Source organism: Enterococcus sp. DIV2419 (assembly GCF_051711865.1).
Lineage (GTDB): Bacteria > Bacillota > Bacilli > Lactobacillales > Enterococcaceae > Enterococcus > Enterococcus faecalis.
This window is the reverse complement of record NZ_JBIONS010000001.1, coordinates 532,986-550,789: the sequence shown is the minus strand read 5'-3', so window position 1 is coordinate 550,789 and position 17,804 is coordinate 532,986. Positions and strand designations below refer to the sequence as shown.

At 32.6% G+C, this 17,804-nt stretch carries 19 protein-coding genes; 3 read left to right on the top strand and 16 right to left on the bottom strand.

Annotation, left to right across the window (positions count from 1 at the left end):
• Positions 1 to 82: 82 nt before the first annotated feature.
• On the top strand, positions 83 to 946 hold the full coding sequence (locus IGI97_RS02575) for a LysR family transcriptional regulator (RefSeq protein WP_010715444.1): 864 nt from the start codon (positions 83 to 85) through the stop codon (positions 944 to 946).
• A 1,343-nt stretch (positions 947 to 2,289) separates the two neighbouring features.
• Here the strand turns inward: IGI97_RS02575 and IGI97_RS02570 are convergent.
• The 12 genes from IGI97_RS02570 to IGI97_RS02515 form a co-directional block, all read right to left on the bottom strand.
• The gene (locus IGI97_RS02570) at positions 2,290 to 2,991 is read right to left on the bottom strand and encodes an isopeptide-forming domain-containing fimbrial protein (protein ID WP_438737913.1); all 702 of its coding nucleotides are present in this window, start codon (positions 2,989 to 2,991) and stop codon (positions 2,290 to 2,292) included.
• Positions 2,928 to 3,362 (bottom strand): isopeptide-forming domain-containing fimbrial protein, encoded by a 435-nt coding sequence (locus IGI97_RS02565; protein WP_080114293.1) that lies wholly within the window; start codon positions 3,360 to 3,362, stop codon positions 2,928 to 2,930. Before IGI97_RS02565 ends, IGI97_RS02570 begins: the two co-directional genes overlap by 64 nt.
• Positions 3,363 to 3,778: 416 nt before the next feature.
• Complete coding sequence (locus IGI97_RS02560) at positions 3,779 to 4,369, bottom strand: ATP-binding cassette domain-containing protein (RefSeq protein WP_002394296.1); 591 nt, start codon at positions 4,367 to 4,369, stop codon at positions 3,779 to 3,781.
• Positions 4,356 to 5,036 carry a hypothetical protein gene (locus IGI97_RS02555; protein WP_002365261.1) on the bottom strand — a complete coding sequence of 227 codons (681 nt, stop codon included), beginning with the start codon at positions 5,034 to 5,036 and terminating at the stop codon, positions 4,356 to 4,358. The genes IGI97_RS02560 and IGI97_RS02555 overlap by 14 nt, the downstream gene beginning before the upstream one ends.
• Positions 5,037 to 5,048: 12 nt before the next feature.
• Positions 5,049 to 6,092 carry a YcaO-like family protein gene (locus IGI97_RS02550; RefSeq protein WP_010816786.1) on the bottom strand — a complete coding sequence of 348 codons (1,044 nt, stop codon included), beginning with the start codon at positions 6,090 to 6,092 and terminating at the stop codon, positions 5,049 to 5,051.
• Between the two features lie 17 nt (positions 6,093 to 6,109).
• Entirely contained in the window at positions 6,110 to 7,087 is a 978-nt protein-coding gene (locus IGI97_RS02545) for a hypothetical protein (RefSeq protein ID WP_002365263.1), read from the bottom strand.
• Entirely contained in the window at positions 7,071 to 7,727 is a 657-nt protein-coding gene (locus IGI97_RS02540; protein ID WP_438738776.1) for a hypothetical protein, read from the bottom strand. Before IGI97_RS02540 ends, IGI97_RS02545 begins: the two co-directional genes overlap by 17 nt.
• Entirely contained in the window at positions 7,720 to 8,550 is an 831-nt protein-coding gene (locus IGI97_RS02535) for an McbB family protein (protein WP_002365265.1), read from the bottom strand. Before IGI97_RS02535 ends, IGI97_RS02540 begins: the two co-directional genes overlap by 8 nt.
• 64 nt (positions 8,551 to 8,614) lie before the next feature.
• Entirely contained in the window at positions 8,615 to 8,815 is a 201-nt protein-coding gene (locus tag IGI97_RS02530) for a hypothetical protein (RefSeq protein WP_002365266.1), read from the bottom strand.
• Positions 8,816 to 9,444: 629 nt separating this feature from the next.
• Entirely contained in the window at positions 9,445 to 10,758 is a 1,314-nt protein-coding gene (locus tag IGI97_RS02525; RefSeq protein WP_430602995.1) for an NCS2 family permease, read from the bottom strand.
• 180 nt (positions 10,759 to 10,938) lie between these two features.
• Positions 10,939 to 11,676, bottom strand: a complete 738-nt coding sequence (locus IGI97_RS02520) for an SDR family oxidoreductase (RefSeq protein ID WP_002359155.1) — start codon at positions 11,674 to 11,676, stop codon at positions 10,939 to 10,941.
• Entirely contained in the window at positions 11,676 to 12,257 is a 582-nt protein-coding gene (locus tag IGI97_RS02515; protein WP_002355105.1) for a DapH/DapD/GlmU-related protein, read from the bottom strand. The genes IGI97_RS02520 and IGI97_RS02515 overlap by 1 nt, the downstream gene beginning before the upstream one ends.
• A gap of 107 nt (positions 12,258 to 12,364) precedes the next feature.
• On the opposite strand from IGI97_RS02515, the gene IGI97_RS02510 reads away from it, so the two are divergent.
• Positions 12,365 to 13,249 carry a LysR family transcriptional regulator gene (locus IGI97_RS02510; RefSeq protein WP_002365269.1) on the top strand — a complete coding sequence of 295 codons (885 nt, stop codon included), beginning with the start codon at positions 12,365 to 12,367 and terminating at the stop codon, positions 13,247 to 13,249.
• Between the two features lie 19 nt (positions 13,250 to 13,268).
• Here the strand turns inward: IGI97_RS02510 and rbsU are convergent, their stop codons facing one another.
• From rbsU to rbsR, 4 genes are all read right to left on the bottom strand, one after another.
• Positions 13,269 to 14,156: a ribose/proton symporter RbsU gene (gene rbsU / locus IGI97_RS02505; protein WP_142957661.1), complete on the bottom strand. Its 888-nt coding sequence runs from the start codon at positions 14,154 to 14,156 to the stop codon at positions 13,269 to 13,271.
• A 20-nt stretch (positions 14,157 to 14,176) separates the two neighbouring features.
• Positions 14,177 to 14,572 (bottom strand): D-ribose pyranase, encoded by a 396-nt coding sequence (rbsD, locus tag IGI97_RS02500; RefSeq protein ID WP_142957662.1) that lies wholly within the window; start codon positions 14,570 to 14,572, stop codon positions 14,177 to 14,179.
• Positions 14,573 to 14,587: 15 nt separating this feature from the next.
• Positions 14,588 to 15,505: a ribokinase gene (rbsK, locus tag IGI97_RS02495; RefSeq protein ID WP_174078543.1), complete on the bottom strand. Its 918-nt coding sequence runs from the start codon at positions 15,503 to 15,505 to the stop codon at positions 14,588 to 14,590.
• A gap of 91 nt (positions 15,506 to 15,596) precedes the next feature.
• Complete coding sequence (gene rbsR, locus IGI97_RS02490; RefSeq protein WP_002359151.1) at positions 15,597 to 16,592, bottom strand: ribose utilization transcriptional repressor RbsR; 996 nt, start codon at positions 16,590 to 16,592, stop codon at positions 15,597 to 15,599.
• Between the two features lie 211 nt (positions 16,593 to 16,803).
• Here rbsR and IGI97_RS02485 point away from each other — a divergent pair, with 211 nt between their 5' ends.
• Positions 16,804 to 17,778, top strand: a complete 975-nt coding sequence (locus IGI97_RS02485; RefSeq protein WP_016632818.1) for an alpha/beta hydrolase — start codon at positions 16,804 to 16,806, stop codon at positions 17,776 to 17,778.
• Positions 17,779 to 17,804 lie beyond the last annotated feature (26 nt).

Genomic DNA, 17,804 nt, shown 5'->3' with positions numbered 1-17,804 from the left:
TCTATAGAAAACAAATGTGATCTATGATAATATTCAAGTAATTTCATTTTTTTATTTTAAATTTTATTAGCGGAGGTTGTATATGGAATTACAACATTTAGAATACTTTTTAGTCTTAACTAGGTTTAACAATTTTACAAAAGCTAGTAAATATTTAGGTATAACACAAGCTGCTCTTAGTCAGCAAATTAAAAATTTAGAAGAAGAATTAGGAGCTCCTTTATTCATCAGAAAAAAAAATAAGAATATATTAACTCCTGCTGGTAAAGTTTTAGAATCGTATTGTTGGAAAATAAAACAGCAAATTTACTATATGAAAGATGAATTAGCTGATAATTCTGACAATTCAGAAACACTTCCTTCTGTAAAAATATCTTTATCATTAAACGATTTAGAATTCCATCTAGTTGATACTTTAATTTCTATATTTACTGATATAAAAGTTACTCCTATAATATCTGATAATGTTATTGATGATATATTGACATTGAAAAGTGATATTGGTATTACCCCAACTATTGATACAAGAAAAATACCTGCATGCATTAATGCGATACATCAATATAGTCATGATTACGTAATTATTGTGAGAAAAAACCATCCTATATTAAATAAAAAATTTGATATCAACAGCTTAATCTTGTATCCCTTTGTATTTTTCAGTCCACATTGTAAGGAATCTCCAAAAATTTATGAATGGATAGAAACTAATTTAAAAACTATAAAGAATATCATTAACGTTGATTCTATTGAACTGGTATTACGATTAGTGTATGGTAGTGATAGCTTTTCAATCGTTCCAGATTATCTAATTCCTCAGTTAATTCGTCTTAATATAAAATATATAAAATATAATGACTTACCAAGGAGAGAAATATCTGTATACCTATTAAAAGAAAAATATTTAAATAGAAATATCAGGAAAATATTTAATACACTCTTATAATAAATATATTGAGTAAGTAGATTAACCTTATTATCTTAGTAGATATATTCTCAGTATTGTCTAATGCACCAAATAGAAGCAGACTTTATTTATCAATGTTTACTAAAAATTATTTTGATGGATAAAACCTAATTTTCTACGATAATTATATATATCTTTACCAAAAAATAGTACTTTAAGAATGCCTATTATTCCTACATCAATTAAAGTAATGAGCTAAGACAATTACAATATTTCAACAAATTTAGTGATTGTTTGTCCGTCCGATTCCGATAACCCAATTAAGTAAAGAACATCCTTTTTTTATCTATAGCGAAAAACTTTATACTACAGATAATTGCAGTAAGTAAAGCGAACACGCTTAAAGTATATTCCACCTTACTATACAAAAAAGGCCCAATATAAGGTAAAGTATGTAGATACGTTGGACGAAGAAATATTTTATGAGATTGCTCAAAAGTTTTCACAAAATTTTTTTGTTATTTAAAAAACTTCAATTGAAGTTCACTCTTTACAGAAGCAAAGAACTAAAGATTTTTCTATATACAGTCACAGTCGTTCGCTATATGAATAAATTCCAACCAGCTGTTACACAACTGTCCTTTATTGAAAAGGCTTTTCCTTAATAATTTAAAAGATTTGTGTTTATTGTTATCTTTTCAATATCTTACAAATTGAAGATCCTAAAATATTTTATATTGCATTAAATTCTTCCAAGTTTATTTTTTATATTAACGTGATACTCATTCATTCTTAATATTAATGAAATCTCAATTTTTTTACATAAAATAGTTAACAGCTTTATCGTCTGATCCTTATACGATTTTTCACTAATATTAGTATTCCTTATATAATTTTTTTGTTTTAACATTTAAAATAAATTTAGACATAGCGGTTTATCGTTTGGTATTTTATAACATTTCAAGTAAGCGTAACTATACTTTTGTGCGTATATCAAATTAGATTAATAGATAAAATAAAGCATACTCTCTATAAAAAAACAGAGAATATGCTTTACGACTTTTCAGTATTAAGACAACATAGAATACTTTTAATCAAAAATTAGTTTATATTCAGTTTTAATTCTTCCAAATTCAATTGTTTATACCTTTTTTATTTCATCATGCCATTTTAAAATGCTTATTACATTTATACGATTTCGATTAATAACATCCATATTCATAATTATAAGTAATTCATCTAAAGATATTCCTTCTGGATAGCACAACAAAATCTCTTTTATTTCATCAAAATTTAGTTTCATACTATACATCTTAATAAGTATTAGAACAGCCTGTATACTATCAAGTAATATAAACTGTTCTAACTATACTAAAAATTAACTATTCGATTCGTCTTTTTTTAAGAATATAATATACTACGAGGATTATTAAAATACCTGTCCCTACAACGAGTAATATATTACTTAGCATTTGATTTTCTCCAGTATGTGGGAAAATACCTTTTGAAGAAGTAAGATTATCTTTATCATTTTTATTGTTTGGAGTACTAGGTTTTTCTGGAGACATCCCTTTTGGTGGAACTATTGTAGGTATTTCTGAATGCTTTTTATCTCCTTTATTACCAAAGTTTAAATTTGCTTGGTTAGGTATTCCACCATCTTTGATGTATGGAACCAACTCTTCATCCGTTACACTGTCTTTGATTTTTGTGGTAATTGTCATGGTATACGTATGACCTGCTAAATAAGTATAGCTATCATCTTTTTTATTAATTTCAAAAATAACTTTGTTGTTTTCTGTACTTAGTGCACCGTTCCCAGTCACATCTTTACCATTTTCATCTACTACTGTAACTTTCACAATGTCTAATACATTATTTACTGCGTCTGTAACGGAAGCTTGTTTCCAATTCATAGTATTGGTTCCAAAATAAACAGCAATATTCCAATTAAATTGTTGTTTATTATTCTTTAGTACTGACTTCTGTACACCTTCTATATTCTTGTGAATAGTAGGTTCTATAGGTACTTTTGTTTCTGCTGGTGGAGTTGGTGGTACGTTTGGATCATCTGTCTCTGCCACATTCGCAATCGTTTGCCCCCTTCTGCTCCTTTAATTGTTTTTACTTTAAACGTAATTGTGACACTTTCTCCAGCTTTAATTGTTTGTTTTACATTTAATACATTGTCTTTCCAAACTTCATTATCTTCTACTTTTTCACCATTTACGACTGTCGTTCCACTTATCAAGTTCACATATTCCGTCGGAATTTTATCGGTGATCGTGCCATTTTCCCAATCGCCATTCCCACTATTTTTCGCTGTGATTGTATAGGTGATTTCTTCGCCTACTTTAGCGTTAGCTTTGTCGGCAGTTTTTGTTAACTCTACTTTTGGTACTTTTGTTTCCGCTGGTGGAGTTGGTGGTACATTTACTAAATAAAAAAGGAACAGTTATCTATTAACAATGTAGTGCGCCCCCAAAGTTAGACTAAAAAATCTAACTTTTGGGGCGCACTATACAATGACTGTTCCTTTTTTTATTATTTTTATTCAACTCCAATATAGAAATTAAAATTAAGATTCCTATTATTTTAATAGAGACTTGACCTCCACAGTTTGCTTGCTTTAATAAAAAGCAAGCATCACTAACGCAAAAGCTAGAAATCATTACTTTTTGAACTTAATTACTTTGCAAAAAAAAACATTGCAAATCAACCAGTATTATCTATACTTTCCAAAAAACTACTATACAAAAACATAATTATTTTATATTTACTATAATTTAAACTACGGTCTGAGCTTATTATAATTCATTCTTTTATCGTACAACATTAAATATTCTAAAATGATGATACTACTTCTTACAGTTATATTTCAAAAACCTTGCTAACTGATTTTAATACTACTTCATCTTCTTCATGAGTAGTTAAGATAATACCCTTATCTTCTGATATCTTAATATCTATAATCTTATATAACATTTTTTTTCTTTTCTTATCTACAAAAGCAAACGGTTCATCTAGAATATACCATTCTCTTTCTAAAGACATCAAAATAAGAGCATAAAGGAACTTTTTTTCCCCTCCTGAAAGCATTCCCCATTGTTTTTTAAGCAACTTATCAATATCTTCACGCTTAAGAATTTTATCGCTTAATTGATAAAAAGATTGAATACTTTTTTTTCCGTCCAAACCATAACTAAATTTCAGAAAGTCCATTCCTGATAAACGATCAGAAAAATATATGTTTTGATTAATATATATGATACTTTCATTCCCCTTAATTACAGTTCTTTTTGCCTTTTTTACTCCTGAAATGTAATCTAATAATAAGGTTTTTCCGTTACCATTATCACCAGTAAATAAATTATACTCTTTTAAAATATTCATACTTATTTTTTTATCTACATAAGGAATATTTAAATCCTTTATTTCAATCATAGCTTTACCTTCTTTCATTTGAAATCGGTTCAAATTTAACTATAGAATACATACTAATAAAAACTAAAAATATTGAAAAAGTAACATATTTGAAGACATCCATATTTTTATGTTCAATTAAAACATTAGATAAAATTGACAGAGGGTTATATTTATTTAACTCTATATTCGTATTTAACAATATAAATAAACCAAAAATTAGCATTGTAAATATTGAATTTATAGTATTAGCATGCACTTTTTTTATTAAAGTTAAATTGTAACTAAAAAATGCAACTGGTAAACACGCTATAATAGTAATAAAGCTATATAAAAAAAGACGGAGAAACGATAATGGTAGTAAAATAACCACAATTAAATTAAGTAAGTTTACACTGATAAAGCTAAACATAATTTGCGTCAATAGATTGCCTAAAAAAAATGCCCAAGGTGAATTATTTATTGAAAAAATTGTTTTTAAGCTTCCATATTCCTTTAATTGTAATGCGTAAACTCCTACTCCATAAACATAGGAACAAACAACAATATATACCCACCAATATGCCAATTCCCATTCATTTGTTACACTTCTATAATTCATAAAAAAAGTAATTACAGGTAAGGCTATTGACCACAATAAAGGGATTTTATCTTTCAGTAACATTTTAATATTAAACAATGCATATGATTTAACTGAGATAAACATTTTCACTCCTCCTTACGGAAATGGTAACAGTTCTGAAAAATTTTTTCTTTTTAATTTTAATATATTCTCTACATTTAATATTATTTCTTTCGAAAAATTTCTTGGTGCCATGTTGGGAAACCACTTTGGGTCAAATACCTTAACTACTTTCACATTCTTAGCATGATTATTTTCAAACATTGTAATATACGGAGACATATTAAGAGAATTGCTTATATTTTTGATAGTAAATGTATGACTAACTTTTTCTATTTTTTCTTCATTATTCAGAATAATAAATTCACTACCTTCAAGATATGCATATAAATCTTTAACTTCTTTCGAGCTCAATCTATCAAAATAGTCATGATAAATGTCCTTATTATCAATTACTAATCCAGAGCCTTCACTAACTTTTTCTTCTTTATATTTTGAATGCGATGTAGCAAAATATTGTAATATTTCTTTTTGTGATTTTATTACTGCTTTTCTTGCTGATTGACTAGTTCCCAAGCCCACTGCTTTGTATTTTTCACCATACCCAACGGCAAGTACTACGTAAAGGTTCTTACTTAAAGATATATTATAATATTTGACATTGTCTAAATAATTAGTCAAATATCTGTCTATTTTTTTTATTTCTTCTATCTTATCTATATTTAATTGCTGAGCCTTAGTATGAAACAAGAAGTTAGTAATATAGCTCTGTCTTTCAAAGAATTCTTTATACGCTGTCCATATTAATGGCTTTGATTTTTTATGCGATGCCATACCAGAAGAATCAACAAAACTATTCTTAAACAAAACCATATCAAGATTAACTTGTTTAATGCTTCCATCAATTAAATTCGTAGCAATAACCGTATGCTCTTTTGGTGAATTTTCATTGATGAGTGTTTCTCGCTCCAAATACTCTCCTAAAGTTGAAAGAATATGCTGCCTTTTATTCTTTAAATCAACCTCATAGGCTTTGATAGGTCTTTTAGAATATTTTTCTATATATACGTTATAGTGATGTGACATAAATAAATCCTCATTTAAAACAAAATTCACCTTATTTCTTAAAAAACCTTTCAAAAGTATTCTCCTTTCTATCATTGGATAGGACAATCAATAGAATAATCAATTAAATATCTCTTAATAATCTCTTTATCTTTTTGTCTTTCAATGTTTATCTTAATTGGTACAGAATTTAGTAACTGTTTGGATATACATTTTATTGTTTTAACTCCTCTATTTATATCATCTCCAATTACGGATACTTCAACATGGTTAATCCAATCAGCAGTTTCAATATATTTCGTAGCTTGTATAGAATCTTTTGTAATAACTTTGTATGTTTCATCCATAAACTTTACTTTTTTTAAAATTTGTTTATGCAATTTATCAGAAAATTTATTTGCTTTTGCTAAGGGATTATTAAAAGTTTGCCACTCTATTCCCTTGGCTTCTTTCAAGGCCAAAATTAGAGATTGTTCCATAGTAATACTACAACATACACCTGAGGTTAGTAATTTACCTTCTAAAAACCCCATCACGATCACTGTTGAATAATTACTAAGTTCACGAACTACATAAATTTTAAACATATTTGAAATAAAATTATAATCATTAATTAAGTTATGAATTTCTTTATCTTGTTTTAACTTTTCCCCTTTCAAACCATACCAAAAACAAAAAACTTCATTTTTTTCAATCAATTCTGTGAGTGCCTTTTGGATTATTACTTCTGAAAGTTTTCCAGATGAAGTTCCTGTCGTATCATTAAATCCGAACTCATGATTTCCATATCCAAATTCTGAATATTTTCTGCTACTTACAATATTTTTTTCTAAATTTACAGAAGAAATAGTTTTATTTGTACTTAATGGTATCCCTAAGAAAAGTCTTTCTAAATATTCATTATAACTTTTAATAAGTGATAACTGTTTATTTTCGTCAACTGAGAAAGCACTACCTGCTGTCGTTCCTTGCTTAATCTTGACACGCGAAAAATTCACATATCCAATATTTATATTTGATAAAAACATATCACTTTTCACACCGTAGGAACTTTTATTCGTGAATATCATTAGTTAACACCTCTAAAATTAAAGCTTCCATTAACAAACATTTTCTCAAGTTTATACCTAATCCATTTGTCAGTTGTTGCTCTGGTACTAGCATTTCGTTTATTATTATATTTTTTTCTTTACTAATCGCTAATTGATTGCTTTTAGAAACATAACCAATTTCTTTTATACCATTTGTATACGCCTTTTTTTTATATAAACAAATTGCATCCTCTATATTTAAAAAAAAAGCTAACACTAGTTTATCATTTACTATTTCTCTAATCTTAGTTACATCAGTTTCATATAGAATCAAAAAATTATTTTTAAAATCGAAAGAATAACAACCAGCATTTACATTCCCTATTTTTTTTGTTATGGCTAGTATTGGCATACTAACTTTATATTTAAAGGAAGCATAATTCTTTTGTAAATCACTAACTAGCGTTTTTACAAAAGCAGGCAACTCATCAAAAGGATATACCGCTAGCCTAATATCCGAGTATTTCACATTATAGAGACCTAGAACTTCACTCAATTCATCTAAATTATTTTCTTCTACTTGTTTATTCATTACCCTTTGTTGATATTTTAACGTCTCAATTAAATATGCTTCATCTAAAAGTACATTCTTATATTCATTCCAATAATAATCACTCATAGCAATCACAATACCCCCAATGATAAGCAATATCTTTTGTAACTAAATGATTATTTAAATCAATAGATAAAACTTCATCTAAGTCACATTTCATTAAATCGCTATCCAAATTCCTCATTATGGTATAAACTATTGTAAAATAATCATCCTTTTGCAACGGGTATTCTATAGCAAAATTTTGTGATTTTGTATAAAGTAAATCTATAATTGTCTGAAAATTAGCTGTATCAGAAGTTATTTCTCCTCTTAATTGGCTTTCTAGTTCAGAAAAAAAACATATTGGACATGGATTGTACCATTCCCTTTTATAGAAATTCGAAAAATAAATATGATGATTATAGCTAAAAATTATTTTAATGACTACATTCTTTTCCTTGGCTATATTTACAATATTTTCATATTCTTTAAAATTGAAAGCCTTTAAAAATACTATAAGCAATTTACCATCCATATTTTTAGATTCTAAGTGGGAAATACTGCTCTGATGACTAATTGTAAATTTTTCGGAAAACACGTAATCGAATAATTCAGAAAATTCAGAATCATCGGTATATACCAAAACCTCATTAACCTTATTATTTTCTATATCTAGCTTTTTAATTAATTTATTTTCTTCTAAAAAGACCAGTACATTATTAATCATGTTGCTCCTAAAATAATTGGATAATAGAGATTCCTCAAAATTTATTACTTCATTTTTTTCTAAATCTTTTAACATTCTAACTAAATTTTTATTAGTAATAATTATCGAAGATAGTTTTGTTTGAAAGAATGTTTCTTTTTCACTAAGATCATGCCATATAAAAGGGTTTACTTTATACATTTTTTCACTCCTTTTTACTTGATTATGTAAAGAGGTAAGTGCGTCCACTTACCTTATGAAGTTTCTATTCTTCTAATCCTGTGGCACCCCCACAACAACAGCAGCAACAACAACAGCAGCCACCGCCACCGCCTCCACCACCGCCGCCTCCTTTAGAGACAGTAATGTTCTCAACGACAGAACCATACCCAAACCCATATAATTCAGTCTCTTCATTAATTGCATTTGGGGTTTTTTGCGACACTAAAACTTCTTCAACATTCATTTTAATACACCTCCGTTATAATTTTATCAATATTGATGAAATTATTTTACCACTATCCAATCATTTTTCAAGCAAAAACTCATCTTATTCTAATTAAAAAACGTATATTTATACTGAAAAATCTAAAAATCTTTAATTAGACAACAAAAACAAAAAAAATAATAACAAAACAACTATCATTAATTTTTCTATTTTTATATCAATGAAAATTCTAACAAAATAATTTTTAAAATATTTATTTTATCACATTAAAATTATAATATACAATGCATATTCGCATATTTTTGGATTTTACCTCTTTAATAACAAAACATATTTAAGTATTTAAAAAGCAACAACCGCTAACACAAGAGCTAACAATCATTGCTTTTTGAACTTATTTACTGTACGAAAAAAGACATTAAAAACCAGTATTCTCAATACATTTCAACAGAAACTACTACCTGAAATCATAATTTCTGTATACTTCACTCAATTAATTCCTCTCTGTTCCTGTATCTTCACAGGTCAATGTCTTTGCAAATTATACATCAAATAAGGGGCGTTTTTCTAGTGCTTAGTCGAAAAAAATAGTTGATTCATAAGTTCATTGTCTTATGAATCAACTATTTGATAACTTTCTCTCTTGCTTATTGCGCATTCAGGATCCACATGAATCCGACAAAAACAAAGAACAAGCCATACATAATTGGCGAAACTTCTTTCCCGCGTTTTGCCGCAATCATTGTAATTGGATAGAAGATAAAGCCTAAGGCAATCCCATCTGAAATGCTGTATGTCAATGGCATTCCTAACAAGATTAAGAAGGAAGGAATCGCAATTTCCATCTCATTCCATTTAATTTTGCTTAAGGATTGTGCCATCAAAACACCAACAATAATCAACGCTGGTGCTGTAACTTGCGAAGTGACAACTGCTAACAAAGGAGAAAATAGCAAACTGAAAATAAATAAAATCCCGGTTGTAATAGCTGTGATTCCTGAACGACCACCCACAGCAATCCCCGCAGATGATTCAACATACGCGCCAACTGGCGATGTCCCTAGTAGAGAACCAGCTAACATCGCTGTTGAATCAGCGGCTAAAGCTTTCCCCACACGCGGCATTTTATTGTCCTTCATAAAACCTGCTTGATTGGCTAAGCCCACCAACGTACCAGCGGTATCAAAGAATGTTACTAATAGGAACGTTAAAACCACGACCCACATTTGAATCGTATTGATATCTTTCACATGTCCTAACGCCACTAAAAATGTTGGTTCTAAACTTGGCGCGCTTGAAATAATCTTATCAGGCATTGGAATAACGCCTGTCGCTAAACCAACAATCGTTGAAATCACCATCCCAATAAAAATACCACCAGGCACTCGACGAACTAACAAAATTGCAGTTACGACTAAGCCGACAATGGTGACCCACGTTGAGCCAACGTTCAAAGGTCCTAAGCCAACAAGTGTCGCATCATTAGCCACAATTAAGCCACCTTGGCTTAAACCAAGAAAAGCAATAAACAACCCGATCCCACCTGAAATGGCAAATTTCAAGTCTGCAGGAATTGCATCAATAATTAGCTCGCGTAATTTAAAAATTGTAATTAAAATAAATATCAATGAAGCCACAAAAACGCCTGCTAATGTCGTTTGCCAAGGAATCCCCATACCAACAGAGACTGAATAAGCAAAGAATGCATTAATTCCTAAAGCTGGTGCTGTCGCAATCGGATATTTCGCCAACACACCCATTAAAATACAACCTAAAGCACTCGCTAAAGCGGTGGCAGTAAAAACAGCGCCTTCGTCCATGCCAGAAGCACCAAGTACGGTTGGATTAACGAACAAAATATACGCCATTGAGATAAATGTGGTGAAACCAGCTAACATTTCTCGTTTCATATTCGTATTCAATTGTTCAAGTTCAAAATATGAACTTATTTTTTCTTTCATGTTCCGTCCTCCTAAAATCTAAATATTTTACAATGTTCGTAAAATATTCAATTTATTAATGAAACAACGTGTTTAATCATATAATAAACCAACAAATAAGTAAATATCAAATTCTAAATTCTGTAAAAAACGAACAATCACGATTAAAAAAAGTATTCCTTTCTAGGAATACTTTTTAAATTAAATCGTTTGTGTGGTCGGGCGAACAACCATTTCACTGATTGACATACGATCTGGCGTGTCTATGGCAAAGACCACTGCTTGCGCAATGTCTTCCGCCTTTAAGCCCCAACTTAACTGTTCTAGATGTAACGTTTCAGCTACTACTCGATTAGAAATTGTTTGATAAAGTTCTGTTTGTACAGCACCTGGTGAAATAATCGTTGATTTAATGTTATTCTCTCTTTGTTCTTGTCGCAATCCTTCCATAATTGCTCGAACAGCAAACTTTGTTCCACAGTAGACAGCCGAATCTGGATAAACGACATGTCCTGCCACAGAATCAGTAGCAATAATCTGCCCTGATTTTTGTTCAACCATAATTGGAAGAACTGCCGCAATGCCATTTAAAACACCCATAATATTAATATCTAGCATTTGACGCCATTCTCCTTTTGGTGCTTCAATAAGAGGCGCCGTTGGCATAACTCCTGCATTGTTAAAAAGAACATCAATTCGTCCATATTTTTCCATTGTAAGCTTGATTACACGCTGAACTTCCTCTTCTTTCGTTACATCTGCTTGTTGCACGAGAATCGTTGCTTCAGGAAGTTCTTTTTTTATAGCAATTAAACGTTCTTGTCGACGTGCTGCAATGACTAACTTCGCTCCTTTTCTGGCAAGTAAACGGGCTGTTGCCTCACCGATGCCACTGGAAGCGCCCATGATAACAATAACTTTTTCTGATAATGATTTCATTATATTTCCTCCTTATCTTCCTGAATCCAACGAATAATTTTAGCTGGTGTTCCTGCAACAATAGCGTTAGCTGGCACATCTTTAGTTACAGTCGCATTAGCTGCTACGATAGCATTTTCACCAATCGTAATACCTGGTAAAACAGTGACACCCGCGCCTAACCACGCAAATTTTTTAATGGTAATTGGTGCTAGCAATACGCCTCGCCGTTTCATTGGCAGTTCCGGATGATTGACACTTAAGAGATTAACGCGCGGACCAATTAAAACATTGTCTTCAATTATAATGCCCCCTAAATCAACAAACATAGCTGCCCGATTAATAAAAATATTTTTACCAAAATGTATATTGCGTCCAAAATCTGTATAAAAAGGCAATAAAATCGTAACGGTTTCGTCAATTTTGTCTTGGATAATCGTGGCAAGAAGATTCCTTACTTCATTATGTGTATAGGCTTGTTGATTTAATTCTATTAAATAGCGACTATTTTCCTCTTGAATCTGATGAATAAGTTGAAATAGTGGTTCATCTTTATCAATGCTACCTGTTGCAATTAGTTCTTGGAGATTTTTTGTAAGCATTCCTAATCGCCTCCTTTTGCTAAATTTATCGTAATACGTGACAACTCCTCTGTCTAATACTTATAATAAATAGATAAGTATGCGTTTTAGTTATAGGAGGGAAAGTAATGGAATTACGAGTGATTCACTATTTCTTAGCAGTGGTCCAAGAAAAAACGATTAGTGGCGCAGCCAAACAATTGCATGTATCACAACCAACATTATCTAAGCAATTAAAAGAATTAGAGGAAGAATTAGGCGTGACATTATTTATACGAGGAAATCGACAAATACAATTAACACCTGAAGGAGAATATTTAGCTAAACAAGGGCAAGATATTTTAAGCTTAGCGAATAAAACAGTCACCAACTTGTCGCAAAATGAATTCATTAATGGCGAAATCACGATTGGTGGCGGCGAAACAAAAGCTATGTCTTTTTTAGCGAATGCACTACAACAAATAACAAGCCAGCACTCAGCTGATATTCACCTTCATTTATACAGTGGGAATGCAGATGATGTAATAGAACGGCTAGACAAAGGATTATTAGATTTTGGTTTAATTATTGAGCCTGCACCTAAACAAAAATATAGCTATTTAACATTACCAATTGTAGATACATGGGGCTTAATTACTGTAAAGGACCATCCCTTAGCCACTAAAAATGTTATTACTGCAGCCGATTTAAAAGAAGAACCTTTATTTATTTCTCGACAAGCACAAGTTCCGAGCCAACTCTCTGATTGGCTCGAAGCAAGTCTAGATCAGTTCCGAATCGTTGGGACCTACAACTTACTTTACAACGCTTCACTGATGGTAGAAGCTGGGCTAGGTAGCGCCCTAAGCATTGATGGTATTCTAGAAACAAAGCAAACAAATTTACGTTTTATCCCGCTATATCCTGCTTTAACAGCCAAAATTAGTTTAATTTGGCGCAAAAATACGGTTCTTTCCACAGCTGCTGCATTATTTTTAGAACAAATAAAAAAAAGTATTCAACGCCCTGAATAATAGGTCGTTGAATACTTTTTTAAATCATCACTGTGATCGTAGCTGCTGCCAAAATCAAAACTAAGCCGATAATCGTTACGGTCATTTCCTTGGCTGTTTTCTTTTGACCTAAGAACCAAATACCTGTCAACGTTGCAAGCACAACTGATGTTTGGGATAGAATAAAGCCAGTTGCCAAGCCGTTCATATCTGGCTGCGCTGAAATTAAATAAGTTAACGCTGCAAAGGCGAAGAAAAAGCCTGAAAAAATTTGTTTGTAAGAAACAGCTTCTATAAATGGGGATGTTTCCCCACCCTTAATAGTGACAACTGCTGAATAAATAACTGCCACAATTACCATGCCTATTGCTTGTGGTAAAAAGGCATGCATGCCATCAATTGCTGTCGCTTGGGGTGCTGCAGAGTACGCCCAATAGCCGATTTCACCAACGGCTAATAGAAGAACTGCTTTTTTCATAATCCCAGCACTCTCAGCGGATTCCGTTTCCGACCAGACCGTCATTTTGGCACCAATCATGATTAACACTAAGGCAAATGCGCCTAACAATTTGGCTGTCGCACCTGGCCAGTTCCCTAAGAAAAAGACACCCCAGAGAGAAGCCCCTAAAAGTTGGAACGCGGTCGTTACTGGCATAGCACGTGATGACCCAATCATCGTGAAGCATTTAAATGTAATGATTTGCGCACAGGCCCAACCGACACCAGATAAAATTGAAAAGAATAAATCCATGCCCGCTGGAAAAGTCAAACCATTAATCATTGAAAATACAGCGGCAAAAATCAATGTTCCTAAACTGGTACCGAGAATTTGATTTACTGGACGACCACCAATTTTGGAAGCGATTGTTGGGAAAAGCCCCCAACCTAGAAGCGGTCCTAAACCGATTAATAATGCAGTCGCATTCATCTCTATTTCCCCTCTCTCGTTTAAAAGACAACGTTACTTTCTAATAAAATATTTGCGTATGGGGTCATTTCCCCTGTCCGAATAAATGCATGGCAGTTGTTTAATTCTTGTTTCATTTCTGCATGAGGAATAAAACTGATGGGAGTTTCTGGTAAACGAGTTTTAATTGCTGTCAACATGTCAGGATTTTCTGTTTTAATTTCTTCTGCTAAATAAATTCGTTGAACTGCCAATTCCTCAAGGACATTGTTTAAAACTTCCATAAAACTAGGGACGCCATTGGTAACTGCTAAATCAATTTTTTCTGTAGTCCGAGGCACTGGCATGCCTGCATCACCAATACTTAATTTATCAAAATGACCCATTTGTGCGATAACGCGGGAAATATCTGAATTAATAACTTTTGTTTTTTTCATGTCGCTCGCTCCTTTTTATTTGTCTGCCAATTCGTGTTGATAAGGAATCGAAGGTTGGGCTCCAAAACGTTGAACAGTCAACGAGGACGCCTTGTTTCCATAACGAATAGCTTCTTCCAAATTGCTAAAATCTTTCTCTAATATACTACTTAATGCGCCAATAAAAGTATCGCCAGCAGCCGTTGTATCAACCGCTTTCACTTTAAAAGCAGGCACAATACCACTTCGTCCATTGACGTCATAAAAGGCGCCTTTACTACCTACTGTAATAATTACTGCTTCAATCCCTAATTGGTGAAGTGCTTCTGCGGCTTTACGCATACTCGCTTCATCTGTGATTTTAATGCCTGTTAAAATTTCAGTTTCTGTTTCATTTGGTACAATCATATCTGTAACGTTTAGTAATTCTTCAGGAACTTGTTCTAACGCAGGTGCGGGATTTAAAATCGTTTTGACGCCTGCTTTTTTAGCAATTTTAAACGCTGCAATCGTACTATCAATCGCACTTTCAAATTGGGCAATCACAAAATCACTTTTTTCAATAATTTCTTGATGTTCCTGTACTTGTTTTGGCGTAAAGGCGTTATTGGCTCCCGCGTAAATCATAATGCTATTTTCACCAGCGTTATCTACCATAATAAAAGCTTGGCCAGTAGCTGTTTTTTCTAAAGTGGTGACCCCAGTTAAATTAATTTCATCTTGACTCATTAAATCAGTCATCATAGCTCCAGCGCCATCATTTCCCACAGCACCAATAAAATATGTTTCTGCGCCTGAACGTTTCGCTGCAACTGCTTGGTTTGCTCCTTTACCACCACCTGCTGTAAAATGTTCAATGGCGTGAATTGTTTCGCCTGGTTTTGGCATTTCTTTGACTCTTAATGTTGTGTCTAAATTGATACTTCCGATAATTGTAACCGTGTTCATTTTCATCCACCTCAATAAAATTTATTTTTTCATTCTAATTAAAACGTTTTAGTAAAACGTTTTAATTCCACAACAAAAATATAGCACACCTTGAAAGCTATTTCAAGGGTGCTGTCGAAAATCGTTCAATCAGTTGGACAGGCAAGGTTTGCTCCTCCCAATCTTTTGCAGGCTGATGGATTCTTTCCAATAATAAAGTCGCCGTAGTTTGCCCCAATTGAAAAACAGGTTGAGCAATTGTTGTTAGCGGCGGCGAAACATACTCGCACATATCAACATTGTCATAACCAATAATACTATAATCCTCAGGAATTTTTTTGCCCGCTTCTGCTAATCCTCGATATAAACCAAAAGCAATTTCATCATTAATAGCAAAAATTCCGGTGCTCTCTGTTTTTAAAATTTCGGGGACAGCTTGGTAGCCGCCGGTTTTTGATAATTCTGTTTCGATTAACTGGACCTTTTCCGTATAAACAGAACAAAAACCTTTTAAACGTTGCTGAATATTGACTGGCGCATGTGGCGGCATTACCACGACGACCTGTTCATGTCGTTGCTCTTGTAAATGCTTTGCTGCTAGTTGCCCACCTCTATAATCGTCTGTCAAAACAGCGTCGCTAAAGCCTTCTGCTTTTTTTTGGTCAAGTACAATAAATGGAATCTTTTTCGCACGTAGCGTTTCATTAATCGTTTGATTGGAAATTTCAGAACTTGCAATCACAAAACCATCGACACTGCGACGAATCAACTCTGTTAAATATTCATGTTCTCTTGTAACATCTTGGTCCGCATTGCATAACATCAGTATAAAATTTTCTTTGTATAAAACACTTTCAATTCCTCGAATCAATTGCGCGAAAAATGGATTGGTAATATCAGGTACGATTACGCCAATCGTCTTACTTTTTTTCATCACCATACGTTGCGCAAAATAGTCGGGCTGATAGTTTAATCGCTCTTTTGCAGCCAATACTTTTTCGACCGTTTTCCCACTAAACCGTGCCCCATTCCCGTTTAAAATTTGTGAAACGGTAGTAATGGAGACCCCTGAATCATTGGCAACATCTTTAATTGTAACCTTTTTATTTGTCATCCTACTTCTCTCCTTGCCGTGAACGCGCCCATTCACCGGACCTCTTAATCTCATTTAATTTACTACAATCATTTACTTTACGCAACCACAAATAAATACGTACATTCGTTTAAACCGTCCTTTCATCCCTTCAACAAATTTCGTTGTTCTACTTTTAAAATGTTATACTGTAGAAAAAATGATTTACTTTTTGCTGAATGGAGGGCCTTAATTGAAAAAGAAATCGATTGGTTTGTTGTTAGCTAGCGCATATTTGTTCCACGCACGTTCTCGTCAAAAATCCTTAAAAGCCTGTCTTTTTGAAGATTCTTTACGTCTTTCCCAAATTGCTCGACTTGAACGAAATCCGAAAGTCACCAAGGCTTTTTATCATTGGCAACGATCATTAAATGAACAAGTAACTTTGCCAAAACATTTACGTCATCTTTTTCCTCTTCAAGAAATGACTCAATTTCCTACGATGTATCGCATGTCAAACTCCGTTATTGCGCCTACCAAAAAAGCTGTACTGTACCTGCATGGTGGGGGCTTTACATTGAATCTTGCCTATAGCCAATTAGACTTTAGTTATAAACTAATTGAAGATCTCCCTTTTGCAACAGATTATTTTATCCCTGTATATCCATTAGCACCAAATAAGTCTTTTGCTGATATTTATAATCATTGCTATGCTGCTTACCAAGAAATTTTACAGCATTATGATCCCGAAGATGTTATTTTATTAGGTGATTCTGCTGGTGGCACATTGGTTTTAAACGTATTGCAGAATTTAGCCATCGATTTCCCTGAACGATTACCCAAAGCTGCTGTTTTAGTTTCTCCTTGGCTAGATGGACATTTAGACATTCCCGTTGCCAAAAGTTATCAAAAAAAGGACAAAATGATTGGCATGAACTATTTACAATTAATTGCCCAAGAGATTGACGACACGGCTAATCACTCCACGCTTTCTTTAAATTGCTTGTCCTTTGATTATCAAAAATTTCCGCCACTTTTTTTCGTGGGCGGCACACATGAAGTTTTTTGCCCTTCCTATCACCAATTTTTAAAACAATTAGGGCCACGACCACAAGATACTTGCCGATTGGTGCCTGGCATGCAACACGTTTTCGCAATGAAACAATACTTGCCAGAAGGACGACAAGCGCGGAAACAAATTGCACAGTTTATCCAAGAACAATGGTAAAAGGCAAATGGGACAGAAGTCGTTTT